Below are 26,308 nucleotides of genomic sequence, written 5' to 3' on the forward strand. Positions count from 1 at the left end.
GGCGCGCCTCGTAAAATCACCAATCTGCTGCATCTTGCACCCCGACTAAAACACAGGATTATCCTTCTACAACCGCGTCGGCCCGGCCACGTTTGGCCGGGTTCGCGTTGATCCGGGTTCGGCGTCCGCATGGCTTGCGATCGCCTCTGCCAATGGTAAACGTAGGTAATGACCTATGGAGTTGAGCCGTGAACATCACGAAAAACGGTCCGGTAATCATCACCGACGGCGGCACGCCTTCCCATGCCCTGGCGAGCTATGACGAAAACGGGCGCTTGACCGGCAAGCAACGCAGCCTTGTCGACGCTTTGGCCAGGCCTGGCCTGTCGGCAATCGATTTCGTGCGCCACCGCGTCGAGATCAGGCGCCGCGATGTGGACTTGTCTTGAGGTACTTGCTGGGTAGCAAGGTCGTTTCCAAACTGCGCAAGACGGATTTGCCGGTTGACGATGCGGCTACGGCACGCCGCGCCCACCAGCACGCCCCCGACCGGCGCAGCAAGGACGAGGTGCTGATTGCAGCGGCTCGCCAACTTGGAGAAAGGGCGAATGACGACAATCACGATAGACGATGCGCTCGACCGCGCCGGAACCGGCGCCTACCAGCGCCGCCTCATCGCCATTTTCGGTCTGGTTTGGGCTGCCGACGCGATGCAGGTGCTGGCGGTCGGATTCACGGCCGCATCGATCGCCGCCACTTTCGGGCTGTCGGTTCCGCAGGCGCTGCAGACGGGCACGCTGTTCTTTCTGGGGATGTTGTTCGGCGCCGCGGGTTTCGGCAGGCTTGCGGACCGTATCGGCCGCCGGCGCGTCCTGATTGCCACCGTCGCCTGCGACGCAGTCTTCGGCCTGCTGTCGGTCTTTGCACAGGATTTTTCCGTCCTGCTTCTGCTGCGGTTCCTCACCGGCGCGGCGGTGGGGGGAACTCTGCCGGTCGACTATGCGATGATGGCGGAGTTTCTGCCTGCTCGCAATCGCGGCCGCTGGCTGGTGATGCTGGAGGGCTTCTGGGCCGTCGGCACGCTCATCGTTGCGCTCGCCGCATGGGGTGCGAGCCTCGCCGGGGTAGCGGACGCCTGGCGCTACATTTTCGCCGTGACTGCACTGCCGGCGCTGATCGGCCTGGGGTTGCGTTTCCTGGTGCCGGAATCGCCGCTCTATCTGCTTCGCCGCGGAAAGACCTCCGAGGCGAAGGCCATCGTCGATCGGATCCTCGTCGTCAACGGCAAGACGCAGCTTGGTGCCGACGCATCGCTGGTGCCGTCGCCGGTGGCGCAGAGCGCCGGCATTTTTTCCGTCGATCTTCGCAAGCGCAGCCTGATGATCCTGGCCATCTGGTTTCTGGTCTCGATATCATATTACGGCGTCTTTACCTGGATGCCTCCGCGGCTCGCGGGCGAAGGCTTCGGATTCGTTCGGGGCTACGGTTTCCTCGTCGTCCTGGCGTTGGCGCAGATCCCCGGCTACGCGCTGGCCGCCTACGGGGTCGAGAAATGGGGCCGAAGGCCTACGCTGATAGGCTTCTGCCTCCTCTCGGCACTTGGCTGCCTGCTCTTCGTGATTGCCGGCAATGCAACGCTGATCGCCGCCTCGCTCCTGATCATGAGCTTTGCCTTGCTCGGCACCTGGGGCGCGCTTTATGCCTATACGCCGGAACTCTATCCGACGGCATCGCGGGCGACGGGAATGGGTGCTGCCGGCGCCATGGCCCGACTCGGCGGCTTGCTTGCTCCATCGCTGATGGGGCTGGTGGTGGCGCAGAGTTTCGGTCTCGCCATCGGCATCTTTGCCGGCCTTCTGCTCGTGGCTGCCGTTGCGGCCTTTCTGATCGACGCCGAGACGCGCCAGGTATCGCTGGCCTGAGCTCTCCGCAACGATGTGAGCTCACTGCGATTCCCGGCGGGTCGGCAGGCTCGTGTTCTACTCTGCCGCCTTACGCCGGCCGAGCGAGACGTCCGTCGTGTAGTTTTCGCGCATGAAGTCGATGAAATTCTGCTGGAACTGCCGCGTATGGGCATGCGCCAGCTCGTCGGCGAGGTCGACGTTCTTCACCCGGATCGCCTCTAGCATCAGATTGTGCTCGTCCGTCAGCAGATATCCTTCATGCGTTCGCTCCAGATACTCGAAATGGAGATGGAGCATCCGTTGCCCCTGGTTCAACAGCCGCTCGTAGAACGCGGCGAGATAAGGGTTCTTGCCGGCCGCGGCGATCGCAATGTGGAATTGCTTGTTTGCCTCCGACATCTGCAGATGATTGCCGGACTTCACCGCCGCTTCGAACTCCTTCTGCCGCCTGGCGATCGCCTTCAGGTCTGCCTCTGTCCGCAGTTCGGCGGCAAGGCGGGTGTTCATGCGTTGCGCGATATCAAGCGCTTCAACATATTTCGGGAAGGTTCCGACCTCGATCGGCGCGACGATGGTGCTGCGGTTCGAAAGCGTGACGACGAGGTCCTCGCCGGCAAGCCGGATCAACGCCTCGCGAACGGGTGAGCGCGACATGTCAAACCGCTCGGCGAGCGTGTTTTCGTCGAGAAGCTGGCCGGGGGGGATGGTAAGCGCCAGAATCTCGTTCCGCAGCGTCTCGTAGACGCTTTTCCAGCCGGTACCCTTCGCCCGTTTCGTCTCTGTTTCCTCAGACACTTACGTCCCTTTCCCGTTGTCCGGCTGCATAACGCCAGAACGCGCATCCCAAGACAATGTAATTTTTCCGCTTGACAATGTCGACACACAGACGACATTAATTTGAATGTCGACACGAAGACGACACCAAAGCTGCGAAGATCGGCTCCAAGCCGGCGAGAGGAACCGCGCGTCACGCGCACGTCAAACAGAGGAAACGACGATGCTTTCGAAGATGCTTTCGCCCGTGCTGCGGGTGCTGCCTGCGCTTGCCTTGATGACTGGACTTTCAACCGCTGCCGCCTCGGCCGAAACCGCCGAAGGCTACTGGCAAGGCGTACAGAAAGCCGGCGTCCTTCGTTGCGGCGCCGCCGTCGCGCCGCCCTACGTCATGCGCGATCCGGCTTCCGGGAATTATTCCGGTTTCTTCGCCGATCTTTGCCGCGAGTTCGCCGATGCGTTGAAAGTGAAGGCGGAATTCGTGGACACGAGCTGGGACAACATCGTCGCCGGACTCCAGGCGGGAAAATGGGACCTCTCCCTTGCCCTGAACAGGACGCCGGCCCGCGCGATGGCCGTGCAGTTCTCGATCCCCGCGATGGAATATCAGATATCGCTCGCCTACAATAAGGAAAACCCCAAGGTCCCAAGCGGCGCAACGTCCGTTGCCGACGTCGACAAGAAGGACGTGACGCTGGCCGTCATGTCCGGGACTGCGCAGGACAAGGCGATTACCGCCGCGATCAAGAACGCGACGATTCTCCGGCTTCCCGGCAACGACGAGACACGACTCGCCCTCGTATCACGGCGCGCAGATATCCTCGTCGATGCCTCCGACACCAATCAACTCTTCACCCAGTCCAATCCCGAGTGGGCGGTTGCGTTGAACCCTACGCCGGCATTGGCGAAGCAAGGCGTTGCATTCGGCTTGCCGCATCGGTTGTCGGCGGCCGACGTCGAAGTGCTGAACATCTTTCTTGAGGAAAAGGTCGCGACCGGTCACGTGGATGAGCTGATCCGCAAGGCTGTCGACGAAGTGCTCAAGAGCGCTCAATGACGAGGGCCGGGCCGGGCACGCCACCGTTTGCCCGGCCTCTCATCCCTTCTTTTGACCAGCGAGATCGGCGATGACCATGTCCTTCAGTGCCCCCCTTGTCAAAATCCAGTCTCTCCACAAGAGCTATGGACCGCATATCCAGGTGCTCAAGGGCTTAGACATCGAAATGAAGCTCGGCGAAAGGGTCGTAGTCATCGGCCCGAGCGGCGGCGGGAAGAGTACGCTGCTGCGCGTCATGATGGGCCTCGAGAAGATCGACAGCGGTGCGATCAGCTTCGGCGGCAAGCCATACATATCATCGCAGGGAGCCGACAAGAAAACCGTCATCGACACCGAGGTGCGGCGCTCGATCGGCATGGTGTTCCAGCATTACACGCTGTTCCCGCATCTGAACGTCACTCAGAACCTGATTCTCGCGCCGTGCAAGGTGCGCGGCGAGAACAAAGCCAGTGCCACTAAGCGTGCCCAGGCGCTGCTCGAGCGCTTTGGCCTTGGCGCAAAGACCAATGCCTATCCGGCGCAGCTCTCCGGTGGCCAGAAACAGCGCGTGGCGATCGCCCGCGCTCTGATGCTCGACCCCAAGTTGATGTTGTTCGATGAGGTGACCTCGGCGCTCGATCCCGAGCTCGTCGCCGAAGTCGAGCAGGTCATCCTGCAACTCGCCGCTCAAGATATGCCGATGATGATCGTCACCCATGACATGTGGTTTGCGAAGAACATCGCCTCGCGCGTCATCTTCTGTGCCGGCGGCATCGTGGTTGAAGACGGGCCGCCGGAGCAGGTACTTGGTTCTCCAAAGGAAGAGCGCACCCGCGAATTCATCGACCGCGTTTTCCATATCCGGCACTAGGAGCGGGCGATGGATTACACTTTCGACTTCCAGTCCATCTCCTTCGGGCCGCTATGGGAAGGGCTTATGGTCACGCTGCAATTGACAGCCGCTGCCAATCTCATCGGCGTCGTGCTCGGATTTCCGCTGGCACTCCTCATCATGAGCCGCTTTGCGCCGGTACGGCTGCCGGCGGTGCTTTTCGTCGAATTCTTCCGGTGTACGCCGGCGATCGTGCAGATCGTCTGGTTCTTCTATTGCGTGCCGATGCTGTTCAACGTCTTCCTAGGATCGATGACGATGGGCATCCTGGCACTCGGCCTCAATCTGATGGCCTTCAACGCCGAGGCATACCGCGCCTCGATCCAGGCGGTGCCGCGCGAACAGCTCGATGCGGGCATCGCGCTCGGGCTCAATCCGCTCCAGCGCACCCTCCATATCGTCCTGCCGACCGCGGTTCGTGCTTCGATCCCGGTCCTGCTCACCAATGGTATCGGCATCTTCCAACAGAGCGCCCTGGTCGCGATCGTCGCAGTACAGGACCTCATGTATCAGGCGAAGACGCTCGCGACGGAGACCTATAGGCCGATCGAGACCTTCACGATCGTCGCGCTCGTCTATTTCGCCGTCTCGTTCCCGGTCTCGCAGGTCGTCGGCTATCTCGAACGCCGCCGTCAGCTGATGACGAGTTGAGGAGAATACTGATGGCTCTCGACTTCTCTATCGTCCTCCGCTTCCAGGAAGCCCTTGCGCTCGGTCTCTGGATGACCATCAAGCTGACGCTGATCTGCGTCGTCCTCGGATGCAGCCTCGGCTTCTTCGTCGGTCTCGCCCGCGCAACGCGGAGCGGCATTCTGCGGGCCGTTTCCGGCATTTATGTCGAGTTCTTCCGCGGCACGCCGGTGCTGATCCAGCTCTTCTGGATATTCTTCTGCCTGCCATTGATCCTTGGCGTCGAGCTCTCCAATCTCGCCTCGGGAGTGATCGCACTCACCCTCTACATGGGCGCGGTCACCAGCGAGACGTTCCGTGCATCGCTGAAATCCATCGGCCGCGAGCAACTCGATGCCTGCGTCGCGCTCGGCCTGTCGCGCCGGGTTCAGGTGACGAGCGTCATCCTGCCTCAGGCGGTGCTGCGCGCCGTCCCGACGCTGCTGTCGAATTGCGTCAGCCTGTTCAAGGAAAGCGCACTCGTCTCGGCAGTCGGCATGGCCGACCTGATGTTCGTCGGACAGAACATTTCCAACAACACCGCGCGCCCGGTCGAGGTGCTGACGGTCGTCGCCCTCATCTACTTCGTCATTGCCTTCCCGCTGACGCGCGCAGTCACGCTCGTCGAGCGGCGCGTGCTCGCCAAGCTCGCTATCTGAACCGAATTCTTTCTAAAGGAGATATTCCATGAAACTGTCTGGCGTCATGCCCGCGCTCGTCACTCCGTTCGACGCGAACAACAGGGTCGACTTCAAGGCTTTTGAAAAGCTTCTGGCGCATCTGCGCGACGCGGGTGTCACAGGCTGGGTTCCGAACGGCTCGACCGGCGAGTATTTCAGCCAATCCACTGAAGAGCGCCGCGACGTGCTGCAATTCGTCAAGGATTTCGCCAGACCGGGGGAAATTCTGATCGCCGGCACCAACGCATCCGCCACCCGCGAGGTCATAGAACAGACGGCGATCGCCAAAGAGATTGGCTACGATACGGTGCTGCTCGCTCCTCCGTTCTACACCCGGCCTACGCAAGCCGAACTGATCGGGCACTATGAAACCGTGCTCGGTGCCGTCGACGTAAACCTGGTCCTCTATTCCTATCCGGCCAAGGATGGGTCGGATATCGGTTACGAACTGATGGACCACTTCGCCGACAATCCGCGCGTGATCGGCATCAAGGAAAGCTCCGGGGTGCTGCAGCGCGCAATCGACATCGCCAGTCGCTACGACGGCCGCATTCAACTGGTTTCCGGTTCGGATGACATCGCGCTCGACTTCATGTTCTGGGGAGCAGAGAGCTGGATCTGCGGACCGTCGAATTGCATGGCCAAGGCCTGCTGTGACCTCGACCGGACGTTCAAATCCGGCGATCTGGACACGGCACGTCAGCAGATGAAGACGCTCTTCCGGGCGATGAACATTCTCGAAAGCGGCAAGTTCGTCCAGAAGATCAAATATGGTTGCGAGCTTCAGGGTTTGCCCGTGGGTGAGTGCCGCGCGCCGCTCGGTCCTCTGACCGAGGATGAAAAGGCCGAGTTCCGCGCTGCGATGGAGCCGATCCTGAACTGCTAGAGCGGGATGACGAGAAGCGTGCGGTTTTCTGCCCGCATCCCGCGTTTCAAAAATCATCGTGACCTGAGAGCCGAGGGAGAAATGGACGTTGCTCTTCGGTTCTCACGCTCAGGGTTAGAGGATAGATCGTGTCTCCCATCGCAGTCGTCGGCGCCGGCATCATCGGTGTCACCATCGCCTTCGAGCTTCAGCGCCGCGGACTGAACGTGGTGCTGGTCGATCGCGATGGGCCGGGCAAAGGTGCCTCCTATGGCAATATGGCCTCGATCGCGATCACGGAGTTCATGCCCGCCTCGCGGCCTTCGGTCTGGGCGAAGATGCCGAAATGGCTTGTCGATCCGGAAGGACCGGTGCGCATCCGCCCCTCCTATCTGCCGAAGCTCGCGCCCTGGTTTCTTCGGTTTGTCGAAGCGAGCCGTCCGTCGCGTGTGAGGGAGCTGGAGGCGGCAGGGGCCGTGCTGTGCAGCCGCGTCTACGAAGATCTTCTGCCTCTCCTCAGAAGGGCTGATCTTGCGGACATGTTGACGGAGGAGGGCTGCCTCAGCCTCTATGCGGACGAAGCCGAGTTTCGGGCGGACCGGGAGCATATGGAGGTTATCGAGCGCTTCGGCTTTCGTCACGAAATCCTGGACGCGTCCGGGATTCGCGACCTTGAACCCGCATTGACGTCGAAGATCGAGAAGGCGGTTCTTTTTCCCGACAATCGTTCCGTCGTCGACCCGTACAAGCTCGTGGTGAAACTGAGTGAGAAATTCCTGTCGCTGGGCGGCAGGATCGAGCAAGCGGAGGTCCTCGGCTTCAAGCATGCGGACGGTGTCAAAGGGCTGCGCCTCGACGAGGGTCGTTCGCTTGATGCATCCGCGATCGTGCTTTGCGCCGGCGCCTATACAGGCAGGCTGTCGCGACTTCTCGGCGAGCCGATTCCACTCGAAACCGAACGCGGATACCACACCCAGATCATGGCTTCAGGCATTTCGATGCGCCACTCGGTGATCTGGCCGGCGCGTGCATTCATGGTCACTCCGACGGCCGGCGGCATCCGCGTCGGCGGCACGGTGGAGATGGCCGGCCTCGACGCCGCTCCGGACTATCGGCGGGCAAAGGTGCTCGTCAGGCGGGCGCAGGATGCCCTGCCGGATTTGCGACCTGAGAAGGCCACGGAGTGGATGGGCCATCGGCCGGCGCTCCCCGACACGGTGCCCATCATCGGCCCTTCGGCGAAGCATCCCGGCATCTTCTACGCCACGGGTCACGGGCATCTGGGGCTCGCCTATGCGGCGACGACCGCGCGGCTCATCGCCGACCTCGTCACGGGCGCCCAACTCCCGATCGACATCAAACCATACCGCGTGAACCGGTTCTGATTTCGGAACGGGCGGCGACCAGAACGAATGGAGCGACGAATGCGCAGCGGACTCTTTATCGACGGAAAATGGGTGGCACCGGTCAAAGGCGGAACTGTCGACATCGTCAATCCGGCCACGGAAGAGGTCATTCACAAGGCTGCCGCAGCGAGCGCCGAGGATGTGGACATTGCCGTCACGGCGGCACGCCGTGCTTTCGACAAGGACGGCTGGCCGAAGCTTTCCGGCCGAGAGCGCGCGCGCTACCTCCGGGCGATCGCCGTCGGCATCAGGGCACGGCAGGGGGAGATCGCGAGGCTGGAGGTTATCGACAACGGCAAGCCGCTTCCTGAAGCGGACTGGGACGTCGCCGATGCCGCGGGCTGCTTCGATTTCTACGCCGGACTTGCCGAACAGCTCGACAATGATCCGGAGGAGCCGATCGCGCTCGCCGATGCCCGGTTCACCTCGAAGGCCGTCAGGGAGCCGATCGGTGTTGCCGGCGCCATCATCCCCTGGAACTACCCGCTTCTGATGGCCGCCTGGAAGGTTGCGCCGGCGCTCGCCGCCGGCTGCACGGTCGTGCTGAAACCGGCGGAGGTTACGTCTCTTACCGCACTCGAACTCGCGGCGGTGGCCGATGAGGCGGGCTTACCGCCGGGAGTCCTCAACATCGTGACAGGGGCAGGCCCCGTTGCCGGGCAGGCGCTCATCGACCACAAGGCGGTCGACAAGCTGGCCTTCACCGGCTCCGGTCCGGTCGGTTCGAAAATCATGGCTGCTGCGGCTCGCGACATTAAGCGGGTGAGCCTCGAACTTGGCGGCAAGTCGCCTTTCGTCGTTTTCGACGATGCCGATATCGACGACGCGGTCGAATGGATCATGTTCGGGATCTTCTGGAACCAGGGTCAGGTCTGCTCGGCCACGTCGCGCGTCCTCGTGCAGGAGCGGATCTATGATCGCCTGCTGTCGCGTCTGATCGAGGAGACGAAAAAGATCATTATCGGCAACGGTCTCGAGGAAGGCGTACTGCTCGGGCCGCTCGTCTCCAGGCGCCAATACGAGCAGGTGCTCAGGGCGATCGAGGCGGCGAAAGCGGCCGGCGCGACCGTCGCATGCGGCGGCAAGCGCCCTGAAGGTTTCGACAGGGGTTACTACCTCGAGCCGACGATCCTGACCGACGTGCCCTTGGAAAGCGACGCGTGGCGCGAGGAGATTTTCGGGCCGGTGCTCTGCATCCGCCCGTTCTCGACGGAAGACGAAGCGGTTGCGCTTGCAAACGATTCCCGCTTCGGCCTCGCTGCGGCTGTCATGTCGAAGGACGATGTCCGCGCCGAACGGGTCGCCGCAGCCTTCCGCGCCGGCATCGTCTGGATCAACTGTTCGCAGCCGACCTTCACCGAGGCGCCCTGGGGCGGTTACAAGGAGTCGGGCATCGGCCGCGAGCTCGGCCGCTGGGGTCTCGAAAACTATCTCGAGACGAAGCAGATCACCCGCTTTGCCGCTGGCGAGAAATGGGGTTGGTACATCAGATGACCGGCAGTATTTCGATGGATTGGGACAACTCGCTCGATCTGCTTCTGGTTCATTGCCAGGGCGAGATCGGCAAGGTGATCGTGGGCGGTGCGCCGGAAATCCCGGGCGCGACCATGCTCGACAAAATGAACCACATCAACATGGTGGACGACAGCCTCCGCCGCTTCGTGACCTTCGAGCCGCGCGCCGGCGTTGCCATGTCGGTCAATCTGCTCGTCGCGCCGACGCGGCCCGAAGCCGATGCGGGCTTCATCGTGCTGCAGGCCGACCGCGCTCACCCCATGTCCGGCAGCAATTGCATCTGCGTCGTGACCGCACTGCTTGAAAGCGGACGGGTTGCGATGCGTGAACCCGAAACGATCGTCCGGCTCGACACGCCTGCGGGATTGATCGTCGCACGGGCCGATTGCTTCCAAGGGCGCTGCCTCTCGGTCAGCCTCGACAATGTGCCAAGTTTCGCGGAAGCGTTGGACCGGGACATAGAGACGCCGCGCTGGGGCCGCATCAAAGTCGATGTGGCTTTCGGAGGCGTCTATTACGCGATCGTCGATGTCGATCAAATCGGCAGCGATATCGCGCCGGCCAATGCGCGCTATCTGGCCGAGGCGGGCATCGAGCTGAAGTCGTTGCTTGCCGAGCAGGTGAAAGTAAAACATCCGGATCTCCCCGGGATCGATGAGATCGCCTATGTGATGTTCCGCGGCCATGAGCCTGACGGGGTGGTTCGCACATGTACGACGCTTAAACCGGGCCGCGTCGACCGGTCGCCGTGCGGCACGGGAAGCTCGGCAAACCTTGCGACGCTCTATGCGCGCGGTGAAGTCCTCGTGGGAGACCGGCGGACGTCCCGCTCGATCATCGGCGGCGAATTTGTTGCCGAAGCGATCGGCATCACGGAAGTGGGCGGGCATCCCGCGGTGCTGCCCCGGATTACGGGGCGCGGCTGGGTCTACGGTCGCGAACAGCTCCGAATTTCCGACGAGGACCCCTTCAAGAATGGTTTTGCACTCTCTGACAGTTGGGGGCCACAGGTTCACTTGCTACAAAACATGCAGCAGCTCAAAGTGCTACAGTTCCCTTTGCGCGTCTCATAAGACGCGCGGCGCGGGAGAGTTCTTCCAGCCCAAGGACTTTGGTCTGGCTGGATTCCTGTGACAAGCACAGGAATGAGGCAATCAAACAAGCGGCGGCGCATGGCCCGAATCTCAAAAGGCCTTGGAGCACTTTGCGACATTTCGCCTGCGCGTGACCGGTTCGAAATCTGCTGTACCGCCGCTCGATAATCCCATAAGATGTCTGCGACAACTAACAGTCGTAGTCATATGATGATTTTAGATGCGGGGTATGGGAATATTCATGCCGAGTACGAAAAAGGGAGGCGCTCGCCCGTCGCTGTCCTCACAGGTGGCAGACGCCATAAAGGCGCAGATCGAGGCGGGATACTACGCGCCGGGCGACAAGTTGCCCACCGAGCCGGCCTTGATCGACAAGTTCGGCTTCAGTCGGACGGTGGTAAGGGAGGCGATCGCGGCGCTTAGGGCCGATGGGCTGGTGGAGTCGCGGCAGGGGTCGGGCGTCTTCGTGATAGGGCCGCGGCAGAGCGACCCGGGCCTCAGGCTTTTCACCGGCGAGACCGACAAGATTTCCGATATCATCGAGGAGCTCGAACTGCGCATCGGTATCGAAGTCGAGGCGGCAGGCCTGGCGGCGGCGCGCAGTTCCCCGGCGCAGGAGGCCGAAATCCAGACTCAGGTCGAGCGCTTTGCCCATCTCGTCGCCGAAGGAAAGCCTACGGATGAGGCCGATTTCCAGTTTCACATGGCTATAGCGACGGCCACCAACAACACCCGCTTCCGCACCTTTCTGGAGCATGTCGGGCGCCGCATGATCCCGCGCGTGAAGTTTCGCACGGTCATGGGCGGCGTTGATCCGTTGCCGAGCCGGGACGAGCCCATTCTCCTCGAGCACCGCGAGATCGCCGAGGCGATCCTTGCGCGGGATCCGGACCGGGCCCGGGAGGCCATGCGTCGCCATCTCGTCACCGGGATCAAGCGGTACCGCTCGCTGACGACCTGGCGCCCGAGCGAAAAATCCGGCGAGGTTGATTGACTCATCTCAAAAGTCATCATATGAATTTCCCGTCTTAAGCTCGCAGCCGGAGGGAATTCATTGTCGCCTGAAGAAATCAAGTCGCGTGTCGGTTCGGGGCTCTTGTCCTTTCCGGTCACGCACTTCACGTCGGACTACAAGCTCAATCTGGAGAGCTACCGACGTCATGTGGAGTGGCTTTCCGGCTTTGAGGCCGCGGCCCTGTTCGCTGCCGGCGGCACCGGCGAGTTCTTTTCGCTCTCGCCGAACGAAGTGGGCCAGGTCACCCGCGCGGCCAAGGACGTATCGGGCGAGGTGCCGATCATTGCGGGTTGCGGCTACGGCACGTCGCTTGCCGTCGAGACGGCGAAGATCGTGGAGGAGGCGGGTGCCGACGGTATTCTCCTGCTGCCGCACTATCTGACGGAAGCGCCGCAGGAAGGCATCTATGCCCATGTGAAGGCCGTCTGCGATTCGACCGGCCTCGGCGTCATTCTCTACAACCGCGCCAATTCGGTCGCCAATGCCGACACGGTCGCGCGCCTTGCCGAGGCCTGCCCCAACCTGATCGGCTTCAAGGACGGCACCGGCAAGGTGGACCTCGTGCGTCATGTGACGGCCCGGCTCGGCGACCGGCTCTGCTATATCGGCGGCATGCCGACCCATGAGCTCTTCGCGGAAGGCTTCAACGGCGTCGGCGTCACGACCTATTCGTCGGCGGTGTTCAATTTCGTGCCGGAACTGGCGCAGCGCTTCTACCGGGCCATGCGTGCCGGCGACAAGGCGGTGATGGAAGGCATTCTTCATACGTTCTTCTTCCCCTTCGCGGCCCTGCGCGACCGCAAGGCCGGCTATCCGGTTTCGATCATCAAGGCGGGGGTGGAGCTTGCCGGTTTTGCGCCGGGCCCGGTTCGCCCGCCTCTGGTCGACCTGACCGGCGAGGAGCGGGAGATCTTGCAGGGTCTGATAGTGGCATCGCGCCGCTGAAAAGAAACATCGGGCCGGGCGCCAGGAGGATGGCGCCCGCCTTAAACGTCGTCGTTCCAACTGGGGAGGAGTGCAATGGGAAACAAATCTGTTCGCGTCATCGCAGGCGCAATGGTGGTGGCCGGCTGGGCCGGCTGGGCCGGCGCGCAGAGCGCCTCGGAAATCAAGATCGTCCTGCCGGAACAGCCGGCCAATCTTGAGCCCTGCGGTACCATCATCACCAATGTCGGTCAGATATTGAGCCGCAACGTCGTCGAGCCGCTGACCATCGTCGATCCGAAAAGCGGTCAGCCGACACCCGGTCTTGCGACCGAGTGGAAGCAGACCGATCCGAACACCTGGCAGCTCAAGCTGCGTGAAGGAGTCAAGTTCCAGGACGGAGCCGCTTTCAATGCCGAGGCGGTCAAATTCTCGATCGAGCGGATGACCGGCGGCAAGCTGACCTGCAGCAACATCGCCAAGTTCGGCGATGCCAAGCTGACGGTCACGCCGATCGATGACCTGACGGTCGAGATCAAATCGGACAAGCCGCAGCCGATTCTGCCGACGCTGCTCAGCGTGGTCATGATCGTCTCGCCGAACACGCCGGCGGACAAGGCCGTGAACGATCCGGTCGGAACCGGACCCTTCAAGCTTTCGAGCTTCACTCCGCAGACGGTGGTGCTGGAAGCCTTCGACGGCTACTGGGGCGAGAAGCCGGCCATTGCCAAGGCCAGCTATGTCTGGCGCCCGGAATCCTCGATTCGCGCCGCCATGGTGGAGACCGGCGAGGCCGATCTGACGCCGTCCATTGCGATCCAGGATGCGACCAATCCGGAAACGGACTTCGCCTATCTGAACTCCGAAACCACCGCGATCCGCATCGATGCCGGCTTTGCTCCGCTCGACGACGTCCGAATCCGCAAGGCGCTGAACCTGGCGATCGACTGGGATGGTCTCGCGCAGCTTTTCGGCGAGGACGTACAGCGGGCTTCGCAGATGGTCGTCACCGGCATCAATGGCCACGACGACAACCTGGCGCCCTGGGCCTTCGATGCCGAAAAGGCGCGCGCGCTGATTGCCGAGGCCAAGGCCGCGGGCGTACCGGTCGATACCGAAATCGAACTGATCGGCCGCAACGGCATCTACCCCAACGGTACGGAAGCCATGGAAGCCATGATGGCCATGTGGCAGGATGTCGGCCTGAACGTCAAGCTGACGATGCTCGACGTGAACGATTGGCTGCGCTACCTGCAGAAGCCTTTCCCGGAGAGCCGCGGGCCGAACCTGCTGCAGATGATGCACGACAACAACAAGGGTGATGCCGCCTTCACCGTTCCGATCTTCTACACCTCGGGCGGAAGCTATTCGACCTTCGAGGATGCGGGCCTCGACAAGGAGGTCGCCGATGCCATGGCTGCCACCGGCGAGGACCGTACGGCAAAGTTCAAGGCGATCTTCGCGAAGGTGCATGACGATCTCGCGGTCGACATCCCGATGTTCCACATGATCGGCTACACCCGGGTCGGCAGCCGCCTCGAGTGGAAGCCGGACATCACGACCAACAGCGAGATCCCGCTCGCCAATATCGCCCTCAAGGACTGAGTGCCACCATCCGGGCGAGCGCGCGGCACGTTCGCGCGCTCGCATGAACTGCAAGGGAATCAAGAGGCTCCGCATGATGCTCGGCTATATCGGCCGGCGGGCATATCACAGCGTAATTTCGGTGATCGGCCTGCTGACGCTCGTCTTCTTCCTCACGCGTTTGACCGGCGATCCGTCGGCCCTCTACCTGCCGCTCGATTCAAGTCTCGAGGCGCGCCAGGCCTTCGCCCGCCTGAACGGTCTGGACCAGCCGATTTACGTGCAGTTCTTCCAGTATCTGCAAAACCTCATGTCCCTGGATTTCGGCCAGTCCCTGCGACAGAACCGGTCGGCGATCGAGGTCGCTCTCGAGGCCTTTCCGGCCACGTTGAAGCTGGCTTTGGTCGCGATGACGCTCGCAACCGTTCTGGCCATCGTCGTCGGCGCGCTGGCCGCTGCCCGTCCCGGGAGCCTGTTCGACCGCGTCGCCGGCCTCGTTTCGCTGGCGGGTGCGAGCACCCCCGATTTCTGGATCGCGATCGTCGGCATTCTCGTCTTCGCGGTCGGGCTCGGCATGTTGCCGACGTCGGGTACGGGCACTGCCCTGCACTGGATCATGCCGATCGTCGTGCTGATGTTGCGTCCTTTCGGGCTGCTGGTCCAGGTTGTGCGTGGCACGATGATCTCTGCGCTCGCCTCGCCCTTTATCAAGACCGCCCACGCCAAAGGCATGAAGCGTCGCAAGATCATCTTCGGTCACGCGCTCAGGAATTCGCTGCTGCCGGTGATCACCGTCGCCGGTGACCTGGCGACCGGGCTGATCAACGGCGCCGTCGTCGTCGAGACGATCTTCGGCTGGCCGGGCATCGGCAAGCTGATGATCGATTCGATCATTCAGCGCGATTTTGCCGTGGTGCAATCGACGATCCTCGTCACGGCAATCGCCATCTTCATCGTCAACATCGCGATCGATCTACTTTACGCAGTGCTCGATCCGCGCATCCGCTACTGAGGGGAGGCGACAATGACCGACCTGGCATTGCCATCCGTAAGATCGCCCGGCGCCCTGCGGCAGCTCGCAATCTATCTCACCCGAGACAAGCTGGCGCTCTGCGCAGCCGTCTTTCTCTTCGTGCTCATCGTCTGCGTGCTTGTCGGACCGCTCTTCGTCGGCGAACTTGCGGGCAAGCTCGGGCTCAGGCAACGCAACCTGCCGCCCTTCGCACTGGAACACGGGTTCATCTACATTCTGGGAGCCGATACGCTCGGGCGGCCGATCCTGGCGCGGCTGATCGTCGGGGCGCAGAACACGCTTGGCATCGCGGCCGCTGCCGTCTTCTGCTCCATGGCTTTAGGCGGCATTCTCGGCCTTGCCGCCGGCTATTCGGAGCGCTGGTACAGCCACGTCATCCTGCGCCTGGCCGATGTGGTGATGAGCTTTCCCTCGCTGCTGCTGGCGCTCATCGTGCTCTATACGCTCGGCCCCAGCATGACGAACCTGGTGATCGTGCTGGCGATTACCCGCATGCCCATCTTCATCCGCACCGCACGGGCCGAAGTGCTCGAACTGCGCGAACGCATGTTCGTCAGTGCCGCGCGCTCCATGGGCGCGAGCACCGGACGCATCATGTTCCGTCATATCGCACCGCTCGTGCTGCCGACGCTGGTAACGATAGCCGCGATCGATTTCGCTACCGTCATCCTGGCCGAATCCTCCTTGAGTTTCCTCGGGCTTGGCATTCAGCCTCCGGATTTCACCTGGGGCGCCATGGTGGCCAACGGCCGCGGTTATCTGAAGACGGCGTGGTGGATCGCTTTCTGGCCGGGGCTCGCGATCCTGCTGACGACGCTTTCCCTGAACATTCTCGCCAGCTGGGCCCGGACCGTCGCCGATCCGCTGCAGCGCTGGCGTCTGCAATCGCTGCGAAAGGCTCCGCGATGAACGCGCCGGACAAACCCATACTGCGGATCGACAAACTCACGGTCGACTTCCTGTCCGAAGGCGACCCCGTGCGTGCCGTCGACGACGTCTCGTTCGACGTCTGCCCGGGGGAAACCCTCGTCATCCTGGGCGAGAGCGGATCGGGAAAGAGCGTCAGCACCGGAACGGTGATGGGGTTGATCGATTGCCCGCCGGGCGACATCGTCTCGGGCTCGCTGGTGTTCGACGGGACGGATCTTTCCCGCCTCGATGACGAAGGCCGGCGTGAACTGAACGGCCGCCGCATCGCCATGATCTTCCAGGATCCGCTGGCCTATCTCAACCCGGTCTATACTGTCGGCAGGCAGATCGCCGAGGTTTTCGAGAGCCATGGCGGAGGCGAGGGGGGTGCGGTGCGCGACAAGGTCGTTCGGCTGCTCGAACGGGTCGGAATTCCTGAAGCCGACGAGCGGATCGACTATTATCCGCACCAGTTCTCGGGCGGACAGAGGCAGCGCGTGATGATCGCCATGGCGATCGCGCTGAAGCCGGACATCCTGATCGCGGACGAGCCGACCACGGCACTCGACGTCAGCGTTCAGGCACAAATCCTCGAACTCCTGCAGGATCTGCAGCGCGAGACCGGCATGGCGCTGATCATGATCACCCACGATCTCGAGGTCGCCGCGGCCATGGCGGATCGAATCATCGTGATGAATGGCGGCAGGGTGGTGGAGAGCGGCAAGGCCCAGGACGTGTTCACCAATCCGAGCCACGCCTATACCCGCCGGCTGATGTCGGCCGTGCCCCATGCCGACGCGCCGAAAGCGCCTCGGAATGCCGCACAGGGCGAGGTCCTGCTGCAAGTCGCCCATTTAAGCAAGCATTACAAGCTAGGGTCCGGTCCGTTCTCGCCCAAGCGGGAGTTCAAGGCCGTGGACGACGTCAGTTTCACGCTTCGTCGCGGGGAAACGGTCGGTATCGTTGGCGAGTCCGGTTCGGGTAAATCGAGCATTGCACGCATGCTGCTGAGACTGAATGAGCCCACGTCGGGCGCGGCACTCTTTGCCGGCGAGGACATTTTCAAGCTCAAGGGCAGGGCGCTCGACGGTTTCCGCCGAAGGGTGCAGATGGTGTTCCAGGATCCGTTCGGGTCGATGAATCCGCGCATGAACGTCCGCTCGATCATTTCCGAACCCTGGGCGATCCACGGGGACATTCTGCCGCGTGAACGCTGGAACGACCGTGTCGTGGAGCTGCTGGAGCTTGTCGGTCTGAAGGCGGAGCATGCCGAACGGCATCCGCATCAGTTTTCCGGCGGGCAGCGGCAACGCATCGCCATTGCCCGGGCACTCGCCAGTGAACCCGAGCTGATCGTCTGCGACGAGGCGGTCTCGGCGCTCGACGTGTCGATTCAGATGCAGGTCATCGAGCTTCTGGCCGATCTCCGCCAGCGCCTCGGCCTCTCCTACGTCTTCATTACCCACGATCTGCCCATCGTGCGCCAATTCGCCGACCGGATCCTGGTGATGCAGCGCGGCAGGATCGTCGAGGAAGGCGAGACGGAAGCCCTTTTCGTCTCACCTCGGCATGAATACACGAAAGCTCTGCTCCGGGCCGTTCCGCAGCCGAAGTGGTTGCAGCGCGATCCGGCCGTGGTTGCCGAGTAGAAAGCTGAGCGGCGGGTATTCTTGTCAGTTTCTGCGGGGTTTGACTTCAGCGCGTAGACTGCGTCGCGCTTTAGTCGCTCAAACACTTTGGGCAGAACTCCAACTGCCAAGCAGTTCCACGCCCGCTAGGGCGCCAGGCGCTGCCGGTCGACCTTTGTCAGTTTTGATCGCCAGCGCGGCCGGCATCCTATCGCAGCCGTTGGCGGTTATGCGGATGCTGGGACTGAGCGACTGCCGTATTATTATGTCTGAAACCCCAACTGCCGAAAAAACCCCTCAGCACATGTCGTTGTTTATTTGTAGCTAAATTAGACTTTGGTAGTGTGCTCGCGTCATGGGATGGAGGATTTCTATGGAGCGCATTCAGCCGCAAGCCGCAATAGCAGTGGCTGCAACCAAATGTGGTCAGTGCCGGAGTTTTGCCGACGGCAAAACTTGTGCGAGGAAGAAAAACGGCGCTTGACCCGCCTCTTCGGCCGGTTTGCCACGGCTCGCGAGTTGCTTCACAACGCAAAGCGCGCTCCTAAGTGGAGGTATTGAGGTTCAGGGCGAGGGTATACTGGGCGCACACCGAACGAGAAAGACCCGGCAGGTAGGCGAAGCCCTTCTGCCGATGCCTCTCGATGGCAGGATTAGGCATCAGCTTCGTGGCAAACGACTTCGATGTTGTGCCCGTCCGGACCAATGACGAAAGCTGCATAGTAGTTCGCGTGGTAGTTCGGGCGCAAACCAGGGGCACCATTGTCTTTGCCACCCGCCTGGAGAGCCGCGCGATAGAAAGCTTCGACTTGCTGGCGATTCTCGGCTGTGAACGCCAGGTGGAGATGCGCCGGCTTCTCCTCGGTTTGGTACAGGCACAATGAAGCCTTGCCCTTTGGGCTAAGCTCGACACCGTAGGTCGGCAGACCCTCCGAGACGACGGTCACGCCGAGTGGTTCGAGTGCCTTGAGGAAGAACGCTTTGCTCGCTGCGTAGTCGCGGACGCCGAATTTGACATGGTCAAACATGACTTCTCCTGAAGTGTGTGGGCCTGCCCGACGAAGATGCGCCCGAGCGTACCTCTGCTGCGCGCCTTGCAATGTTTGCTTGCACTGCAAAGGTCTTCGCGGCGGCTTGCGTCTCACATTTGATGGCATGTCTCAGCCGTTGATGGCAAAGAACAGAGGGTGGGGAGTGCCGCGGCAACCCTTAGAATTCCCAAGACAAGCGGCTGTTCGGGGGAAGGCCCGTGCATTGAAAACGATCTTGTAACGGGTGCTTGCCTGTTGCCGGCCGAGAGCTTGGGTCGAACCGCGACAACCTTCCGGCAGGTCGTGCGTTAGTAGACGAAGTAAATTGGAGCGCGGAGAGCACGATGCCCTCAAGATTTCGTTTCGGCCTACTGGCGAAAGCAGGCTACACGGCCCGTGGTGTCGTGTTCCTTCTCGTTGCCGGACTCGCTCTTTTCTCCGGAGTGACAGGCGGTCGGCCCGAAATGAAGTCAGCGCTCTTGACGCTGCTCGGACAGCCCTTCGGCCGGATCTGGGTCGCATTGATCGGGCTCGGCCTGCTCGGGTTCGTCGCCTGGAGACTGGCCCAGTCCCTTGCGGATAGTGACGGCCACGGATCCGATCGCAAGGGTCTCACTGTGCGCAGTGCATTGTTCGGCAGCGCCGTAGTATACCTTGGGCTGGCCGGCTACTCCCTCGGACATGCACTATTTCTTGCGGGTGGAAACGACGAATCTGGCGAGAAAGGGCTGGCGGAATGGATCATGTCGAAGCCGTTCGGCTCGTACCTGGCGATCGCGGTCGGGATCGGCTTCATCGCCGGGGGGGTCGTCACCGTGTACAAAGGCCTCACACGAAAGTTCGAGCGATATCTCCGCATTCCCGATCGGAACCGTGTCCTTACCTCAATCTGCATTTACGGCCTCGTCGCGCGTGGCGCTGTCTTCGTGATTATCGGCATCCTGTTCGCCTATGCCGGATTCCGGGTTGACCCGGAACAGGCCGGCAGCATGAGCGATGCCCTGGAGTGGCTTCGACAACTGCCGTTCGGCTCGATCCTGTACATCGCCGTGGCTGTCGGTATTGCTGCTTTCGGCATCTATAACCTCATTGAAGCGCGGTATCGGGTCGTCCGCGGCCCTGATCTGACAGCGGTGAAGCAGCCGATCTCGCTGCAGAAAACCTGACCCGACGCAGCCGGGTTGATAGAGCTGGTGAAAGCGTGTGGGGGGTGAAGGCAGAGCGGCAATTACGGTGTGCCATGCCGAGCCGCTGAGCCGAGTTTACGAAGCTTTCTCGGCAGTCTGCCGGCCATTGTCGCCTCCTTAGAGGACCATGAGGCACCGGAACTGCCTTCAAGGGACGACATGAGCAGTTCCGGAGCCTCAAACGCAATAGCAGGTGACGAGATCCGCCATGGCGTTCATCGGGATATGTGTCGGGTAAACTTTTCGGCAACTGCCGTAAGACTTTTGTCAGGGTCCATGGGACCAAGGTCCGATATATACTAATGCCCTTTCCCCTCGACATATGAGGATGACATTGGTTTCTCGGAGGCATTACTGACTCAATGCACCTGTGAAGGTGTCTTGAAGTAGATATCTCGCGACAAACCTGCGCCATCCGAATGTTGGCTCCGAGGCGAACGCGATCACCGATTTCCTTGTCGGAACTGTTGTCGCCATCTTCTTCTTTTACCTACGTTCAGGGAACTTAAATCTTCTGTGATGGTTTCGATGAAGGAATGTACGACAAGGAGAAACAACATGGCTGATAGAGGACCAACAGTTGTGAATACCGGAGGCAACGGTGCTGGTTGGGCCGTCGCAGTGATCGTGGTTCTGCTGATCGTCGGAGCCTTGTTCCTGTTCGGCGGCGACCTGTTCAACGGCGGCGGAGGCGGCGGGAATACCGATGTCGACGTGAACGTGCCGAACGTCGAAGCGCCTCAGGCTCCGTCTGGTGGAGAAACATCGGCGCCTTCAGGCGGCACGGCGACGCCAGCGCCCTCGGGCGGCGGACAGCAATAGCTCCTGCAGAATGCCGACGGAGTTCCTGCACAGAAGTGGCGGCGTCGACGGAGGGTGCGGCGCTGCCACTCTTTTCGAGATCTCGCCTTTGAGTGCAACCGCGGAAGACGCTTCGGCCCTCGTTGGGTCTTCAACGAATGCGCAGACTCGGACGCAAACCCGATGAAACGACAGGCCTATCGAATAGGCCTAAGCGACGGTCGACCGGCTGATGCGCCGGTCACCGGCAACGCGTTGTCCGGGAAGCTCTCTAGCTCGCCCGCGGCACGTTGAATGATGTCCCGTATCCACGCGATCGCCGGTTCTTGAGCAGCCGCGATCCCCCAGAGGAGCGAGAGCTCCGATCGTCGCGCTGGTTCAAGGCGAAGCAGTTTTAGATCAGCATGGCTGCGCATCAGCGCGCGGGCGGAACGGTCCGGCAGCGACGAAACCAGGTCGGTGGCTTCCAGCAGATGGCCAAGTGCGGCATAGCTCGGTAGCGAGACGGCAATATTGCGGTGCTGCCCGCGCCGCGCCAACTCCACATCAAGGTAGTTCTGGGAAATTGGCCACGGAAGCGGATAAACGTGCCGATGGGCTAGAAAAAGCTCGGTCGAAATCCGATCGGCACAATCGTAGAGATCCGAACGCGGACCGGCGAGGACAACGAGTTCGTCCTCCCATAAGGTGATTCCGTCCACCAATGCTCCGACAGGCGTGGTTCCACCGATGGAAAGCACGAAGTCGACGCGACCGGTCGCGAGATCTGATTCATAGCTGCGCCGTTCAAACGGCTCCACTCTCAGTGTCCAGTTTGGAGCTTGCTCGTGCAATATGGCTATAACGGCCGGCACCAGCGTAAGCTCCAATGCCCCGGGTGAAACGATCTTAACATCTCTCACCGACTCGGCCGGATGGAACGCCGTGGTGCATTGGCTCCCTCGCGTCTTTTCGAGCTCGGCGTTCAAAACCGTACTCAGGAGCGAAAGCGAGCGTTCCAGGCTCTGCGCACGAATTGTAGGCAACATCGCCCCGCCACTGCGTACAAAGAGAGGATCCGAGAACATCGTTCTCAGCCGGGCGAGTGCGTGGCTGACTGCAGAGGGAGAGACAAAAAGACGATCGGCGCAGCGGGCAACGCTCCGCTCTTCCAACATGACCGCCAGCACCTTCAAGAGGTTAAGGTCGACCTTGCACCAGTCCATAAAGTGAATCTCATTCAGGTTACGCTGAGATCCTATCATTTGGCTCAGTTTGTATCCTATGGCAACAACTTGCTCGAAGCACATCCTTTCATTGGTGAGAGCATGCCAAGAAACATCTGCATGACCGCTGCGGTCGCAATTCTCATAAACCTCTTTTCTTCTCGAATATTCGCAGGCGAGATCACCCAAACGGACCGGCTTCGTCTGGAGCTCGAGACACTCGCCGACGCGCATCCCGGCCGCGTCGGCATTTGCGTGCAGGACCGGCCTAAGTCGCCTGTTTGTGTGAACGGCGCTCAACGCTTCTCTCTGCAGAGTGTCATGAAATTGGTCGTCGCTGCAGCCGTCATGCAGGCGGTCGACGAACAGCGTATCCGATTGGACGACCAAATCACCATCAGGCGCGAAGACCTGAGCGTAAACATCCAGCCCATCGCCGATATCGTCGCCAGGCATGGCTCCTTTGAGACGAGTGTTCGGGATCTTGTGCGCCGGGCGGTCGTCGCAAGTGACAGTGCGGCTACGGACGTGTTGATCGCCCGCCTGGGTGGGACGAAGGCGATACAGGTTTTCCTCGAAAAGGCGGGACTGACGGGCGTCCGAATCGACCGAACCGAGCGCGAGCTTCAAACTGAGACCGATGGGCTGATGTGGCAGCCAGAGTTCGTCTTTCCGCAGAGGCTGGAGCAGGCGCGCAGGGAAGTCCCCGCGGCAGTCCGCCAAACCGCCTTCGAGGCCTACATCAAAGACCCGCGCGACACCGCGACGCCCCGCGGCATGGCTGCTTTCCTGTACAGCCTTGCGTCAGGCAGCCTCCTGACTGCGGGCTCGACGGAATTCCTTTTGACGGTCATGAGCCAAACGACCACCTTTCCCGATCGGCTGCGCGCGGGCATCCCTCCAGAATGGGGTATCGGGCACAAGACAGGCACGAGCCAGACCCGTGGGGGCATCAATGGTGTGACCAATGATGTCGGCATTCTGACGGCGCCAGACGGGAGGCGCATTGCCGTGGCTGCGTTCGTTGCAGAGTCTCGCGCCGGTCAGGCCGAACGTGCTGCCGTCATCGCGGCCGCGGCTCGAGCCATCACTGCAGCCTACGAATAACAGTACGGGTACTCGCGAGCACGGGCATGACGCATTCCGCGTGCTGATCGGCGCAGATGAGGTCTTGTTTATGCTCCGTTCGATCCACTATCGCGCATCCTCAGGCCTCGACAATGGATGGCAGATCATGACGAACAGCGCGCAGATGCAGGAACAGCGATTGAAGGCACTCGAACTGACGAGGAATGGCGCGCCGAAGCTGCCGTCCAATCCTTTCTTCGGCGTCGGCCCGATCACTGACGCGACCACCGATGAGGTGGACAGCCGCTTGCGGCGGATCGCCTTCGACGCCTGGATCGAGAAGACCTATCGCAAGTTCGACGACAGCGGCAATGATATCGGCGGCTTTACCACGGCGGAAATCTCCCGCAGCATGCATCGCGGCTATCCGGCCGACAAGATTTTGACCGACATGATGCGGGCGATCCATCGCTATTTCGGTTTTCCGAAGACGAACCGTATGGCAGTGGGTCTCGGCGGCGGCCACAGCGGTTTCACTGTCTGCGTCCAGCACCTGATGAACGCCAACGACGCCTCCCAACGCGTCTATGTCGATACGCCGCGGCCAGAGAGCGATCCTTCGAGAGCCGCGGGCTTCTTCCGCCAGTCCTGGGCGACCCAGCTCGTCGAAATGCAGCGATTCGCCGAGAAGGGCTGCGAGAGCCGAATTCATTTCGCAGCCTCCGAAGGCGTGATTCCGACGGCAGAGGAGCTCTCCGCCCTCGGCGTGTCGATCTTCGTCGGCGTCGGGCACGAGACGACCGGCGCCAATGCCTATACCAGCGGCGAGATTTGCGAACTGTTGAAGTGGATCGACGGTGATCCGGCCAACCGGCATGCGGTTTTCGATGCCACCTCGATGCTCGGCGCCATGCCGTGGGAACCGGAACTGGTGAGCGCCGTGATGGCGAAGTGCTGCCTGTTCATGCCCTTCCAGAAGGCGATCGGCGGGGTCTCGGGTTATTTCGTCGCCTCCTTCACGCCGCATGCCTTGACGTTGATCGAGAAGAACCAGCAAGACCCTGCCTGGGCTATCCCGCGCCAGCTGAAGATCGCGCCGCCGGTCGACCCGAGGCAGCCATTTTCGGCCAAGCGCTCTGTCGACGCCGGCCCGTTCTACGATGCCGCCGAAGACCGCATGCTCGGCGGCGTCATAAATACCTACAGCGCGCTCGCGTTCGCCGAGACCACCTTCGGTCTCTTGCAGTCCGAGGCGCGCGTCGGCTCCGTGGTCGAGCTCAACCGGCGCTCCGCCGCCAATCGCAAAGTGATCGACGAGTGGGTGGAGACGCATCCGCTCCTGAAGCTGACCGTTGCCGATCCGGAGCGTCGCGGTGCGGCAGTGACGCTCCTGAAGGTGGTCGACGAGGACATCACAGATACAGACATCCACGCCCGCATCATTGCACGTTCGAAGCAGCTGCTCGGCTATGAGGGCATCACCCATCCGAATGGCGAGTACGAGCCCGGCCTCGATGCGGCCCGCTACGTCAATGCCTTCCCCGGCACACCCGGGGACTATCGCGCCTGGGTCGGCGGCATCCGCGAGGCAGACGACGTCGTCGCACTGCTGGAGAACCTGCAATACGCCTATCTGCGCGCCAAGATCGTCGTCCTCGAAGAGGAACTGGCGAAGAAGGGCGTCACGTTCGAAGCCCCTGCCAAAGCCGGAGAGGCCGTCCGCAAGGACGACCCCGACCGTGCCTACACCGTGCTGATCGCCGACCTGGTCGGACTGCGCTTCGGTGCCGATGGCCGGCCGGATCACGGCGAGGTGAAGGCCTATATCGAGGAAAAGGGCGGCGTGTTCCACCTGGGGCCGATCGGCGACCGGTCTGCCCTGGAGAAGGGCCGCATCCACTTCTTCTACCAGCCGGACCTGAGCACCGAGGCGGAAATTCTGCCGCAGACCGACAAGGGCCAGTACGACGCGCTGATTGCGGCGGCGACCTTCATTCCGAAAGCTTCCGTATTCCCGCTCGGCGGAGTGCGCATCGGCGCCGGCACCGGCAACATGGGCTCGGCCTCCTGGGGCGGCGGCAATGGCGAGGGGGGCCAGGCGCCGCTGATGAACACGCCGGGCATAAACAGCCGCGCGACCGCCCAGATGGCGATGAAGGCGATACTGAAGGTCGTTCCAGACCTGCCGGTCGACAGGCTGCACCGGATGGTCGCAGAGGGCGACTTCGATACCGGCCGTCAGCTCAAGGATTTCCCGACCGCCAAGCTCGAGGGCCGCAGGATCGCCATTCTCGGCTACGGCAATATCGGCCGTGAAGTCGCCAAGCTCGCCAAGGCCTTCGGTATGCATATCGCGATCTACGCCCGCCACCACCACAAGCACTGGATCGAGACAGAGGGCTTCGAATATGCCGAAAGTGCCGTAGCCGCGGCAACCGGCGCCGACGTGCTCTCCGTCCATATCGGTCTCGGACGCCTGGATCCGGTGACCGGTCTTTATTCCAACGCCGGAACCGTCGATCAGAAAGTGCTCGGCGCGATGAAGGATGGCGCCGTGCTGGTCAACTACGACCGGGGCGAGGTGGTCGATACCGCCGCGCTTGACGAGGCGCTGTCGACAGGCAAGATCGCGCATGCGGCGATCGATGCCGACCTCTTCAAGGACGTCGCAACCGGCAAGCTCAGCGGCCCGATGCTGCCTTACCTGACGCTCGAGGAACGCCATAAGGGCCGGCTGGAACTCCTCCCTCACGCGGCAGCCGACACGGATCATCCTTCGCGCGTGACCGGCGCGAAACAGGCGGTAGACCAGATCTTTGATGTCATCCGCTTCAAGTCGGTCACCAATCTCAAGGGGGATCTGCCCGAGGGCTACGTATCGGCGGGCAGCCGCACGCCCGCCGGCATCGGCCGCGTAACGAAGCGGCTGGTCGCCGAGGTCGGTGGCAAGGCGGAACTCCTGGTGGAACTGCGGCAGACGTCGGAAAGGGTTGCGGCAATCCTGGGCGCGCTCGCCGCCGTTGCCGACCCGGATCACCGCGGCCGGATCATCGATCGCTATACCGGCCTGCTCGTCGAAAGTGTCGATCGTCAGCGGGCGCTGCTCGACCGGCTCGGTCTCTACGGACCGGTGGAGGAGTAGACCGAT

Annotated in this window: 23 protein-coding genes; 20 read left to right on the forward strand and 3 right to left on the reverse strand. The window is 61.9% G+C overall.

Annotated elements, in window-relative coordinates; all coding sequences use genetic code 11:
- Positions 1-188 precede the first annotated feature (188 nt).
- Positions 189-389: a prevent-host-death protein gene (locus AC6CIG_RS23835; protein ID WP_498323951.1), complete on the forward strand. Its 201-nt coding sequence runs from the start codon at positions 189-191 to the stop codon at positions 387-389.
- Between the two features lie 159 nt (positions 390-548).
- Entirely contained in the window at positions 549-1,862 is a 1,314-nt protein-coding gene (locus tag AC6CIG_RS23840; protein ID WP_440854255.1) for an MFS transporter, read from the forward strand.
- Between the two features lie 57 nt (positions 1,863-1,919).
- Here AC6CIG_RS23840 and AC6CIG_RS23845 read toward each other — a convergent pair whose 3' ends face one another.
- Positions 1,920-2,639, reverse strand: a complete 720-nt coding sequence (locus AC6CIG_RS23845) for a GntR family transcriptional regulator (protein ID WP_100673296.1) — start codon at positions 2,637-2,639, stop codon at positions 1,920-1,922.
- A 202-nt stretch (positions 2,640-2,841) separates the two neighbouring features.
- On the opposite strand from AC6CIG_RS23845, the gene AC6CIG_RS23850 reads away from it, so the two are divergent.
- The 14 genes from AC6CIG_RS23850 (at position 2,842) to AC6CIG_RS23915 (ending at position 17,889) form a co-directional block, all read left to right on the forward strand.
- Complete coding sequence (locus AC6CIG_RS23850) at positions 2,842-3,675, forward strand: substrate-binding periplasmic protein (protein ID WP_498323952.1); 834 nt, start codon at positions 2,842-2,844, stop codon at positions 3,673-3,675.
- Between the two features lie 70 nt (positions 3,676-3,745).
- On the forward strand, positions 3,746-4,525 hold the full coding sequence (locus AC6CIG_RS23855; protein ID WP_440854257.1) for an amino acid ABC transporter ATP-binding protein: 780 nt from the start codon (positions 3,746-3,748) through the stop codon (positions 4,523-4,525).
- Between the two features lie 9 nt (positions 4,526-4,534).
- Positions 4,535-5,197: an amino acid ABC transporter permease gene (locus AC6CIG_RS23860; RefSeq protein WP_440854258.1), complete on the forward strand. Its 663-nt coding sequence runs from the start codon at positions 4,535-4,537 to the stop codon at positions 5,195-5,197.
- Between the two features lie 11 nt (positions 5,198-5,208).
- A complete protein-coding gene (locus AC6CIG_RS23865) occupies positions 5,209-5,874 on the forward strand; it encodes an amino acid ABC transporter permease (protein ID WP_498323953.1) in 666 nt (221 codons plus the stop codon).
- 28 nt (positions 5,875-5,902) lie between these two features.
- A complete protein-coding gene (locus AC6CIG_RS23870) occupies positions 5,903-6,781 on the forward strand; it encodes a dihydrodipicolinate synthase family protein (protein WP_100673301.1) in 879 nt (292 codons plus the stop codon).
- Positions 6,782-6,909: 128 nt separating this feature from the next.
- Positions 6,910-8,145 carry an NAD(P)/FAD-dependent oxidoreductase gene (locus tag AC6CIG_RS23875; protein WP_498323954.1) on the forward strand — a complete coding sequence of 412 codons (1,236 nt, stop codon included), beginning with the start codon at positions 6,910-6,912 and terminating at the stop codon, positions 8,143-8,145.
- A 39-nt stretch (positions 8,146-8,184) separates the two neighbouring features.
- Entirely contained in the window at positions 8,185-9,660 is a 1,476-nt protein-coding gene (locus AC6CIG_RS23880) for an aldehyde dehydrogenase family protein (RefSeq protein WP_440854262.1), read from the forward strand.
- Positions 9,661-9,674: 14 nt separating this feature from the next.
- Positions 9,675-10,754 carry a proline racemase family protein gene (locus AC6CIG_RS23885; protein WP_440854291.1) on the forward strand — a complete coding sequence of 360 codons (1,080 nt, stop codon included), beginning with the start codon at positions 9,675-9,677 and terminating at the stop codon, positions 10,752-10,754.
- Positions 10,755-11,004: 250 nt separating this feature from the next.
- Complete coding sequence (locus AC6CIG_RS23890; protein WP_100673307.1) at positions 11,005-11,769, forward strand: FadR/GntR family transcriptional regulator; 765 nt, start codon at positions 11,005-11,007, stop codon at positions 11,767-11,769.
- A 60-nt stretch (positions 11,770-11,829) separates the two neighbouring features.
- A complete protein-coding gene (gene kdgD / locus AC6CIG_RS23895; protein WP_498323955.1) occupies positions 11,830-12,735 on the forward strand; it encodes a 5-dehydro-4-deoxyglucarate dehydratase in 906 nt (301 codons plus the stop codon).
- A 75-nt stretch (positions 12,736-12,810) separates the two neighbouring features.
- Entirely contained in the window at positions 12,811-14,319 is a 1,509-nt protein-coding gene (locus tag AC6CIG_RS23900) for an ABC transporter substrate-binding protein (RefSeq protein WP_498323956.1), read from the forward strand.
- 76 nt (positions 14,320-14,395) lie between these two features.
- Entirely contained in the window at positions 14,396-15,310 is a 915-nt protein-coding gene (locus AC6CIG_RS23905) for an ABC transporter permease (RefSeq protein ID WP_029961544.1), read from the forward strand.
- Positions 15,311-15,322: 12 nt separating this feature from the next.
- Positions 15,323-16,240, forward strand: coding sequence for an ABC transporter permease (locus AC6CIG_RS23910; protein ID WP_498323957.1), 918 nt, complete (start codon positions 15,323-15,325; stop codon positions 16,238-16,240).
- Positions 16,237-17,889, forward strand: a complete 1,653-nt coding sequence (locus AC6CIG_RS23915) for an ABC transporter ATP-binding protein (protein ID WP_498323958.1) — start codon at positions 16,237-16,239, stop codon at positions 17,887-17,889. Before AC6CIG_RS23910 ends, AC6CIG_RS23915 begins: the two co-directional genes overlap by 4 nt.
- A gap of 632 nt (positions 17,890-18,521) precedes the next feature.
- Here the strand turns inward: AC6CIG_RS23915 and AC6CIG_RS23920 are convergent.
- Positions 18,522-18,896, reverse strand: a complete 375-nt coding sequence (locus tag AC6CIG_RS23920; protein WP_498323959.1) for a VOC family protein — start codon at positions 18,894-18,896, stop codon at positions 18,522-18,524.
- Positions 18,897-19,243: 347 nt separating this feature from the next.
- On the opposite strand from AC6CIG_RS23920, the gene AC6CIG_RS23925 reads away from it, so the two are divergent.
- A complete protein-coding gene (locus AC6CIG_RS23925; protein ID WP_498323982.1) occupies positions 19,244-20,065 on the forward strand; it encodes a DUF1206 domain-containing protein in 822 nt (273 codons plus the stop codon).
- A 579-nt stretch (positions 20,066-20,644) separates the two neighbouring features.
- Positions 20,645-20,908, forward strand: coding sequence for a hypothetical protein (locus AC6CIG_RS23930; protein ID WP_100673320.1), 264 nt, complete (start codon positions 20,645-20,647; stop codon positions 20,906-20,908).
- 176 nt (positions 20,909-21,084) lie between these two features.
- Here the strand turns inward: AC6CIG_RS23930 and AC6CIG_RS23935 are convergent, their stop codons facing one another.
- Entirely contained in the window at positions 21,085-22,281 is a 1,197-nt protein-coding gene (locus tag AC6CIG_RS23935; protein ID WP_498323960.1) for a LysR family transcriptional regulator, read from the reverse strand.
- Here AC6CIG_RS23935 and bla point away from each other — a divergent pair.
- The gene (gene bla / locus AC6CIG_RS23940; RefSeq protein WP_498323961.1) at positions 22,213-23,199 is read left to right on the forward strand and encodes a class A beta-lactamase; all 987 of its coding nucleotides are present in this window, start codon (positions 22,213-22,215) and stop codon (positions 23,197-23,199) included. The genes AC6CIG_RS23935 and bla overlap by 69 nt on opposite strands.
- A gap of 127 nt (positions 23,200-23,326) precedes the next feature.
- Complete coding sequence (locus tag AC6CIG_RS23945) at positions 23,327-26,302, forward strand: NAD(P)-dependent oxidoreductase (RefSeq protein WP_498323962.1); 2,976 nt, start codon at positions 23,327-23,329, stop codon at positions 26,300-26,302.
- Positions 26,303-26,308: the final 6 nt, after the last annotated feature.

The organism is Sinorhizobium sp. GQ132 (assembly GCF_059758575.1).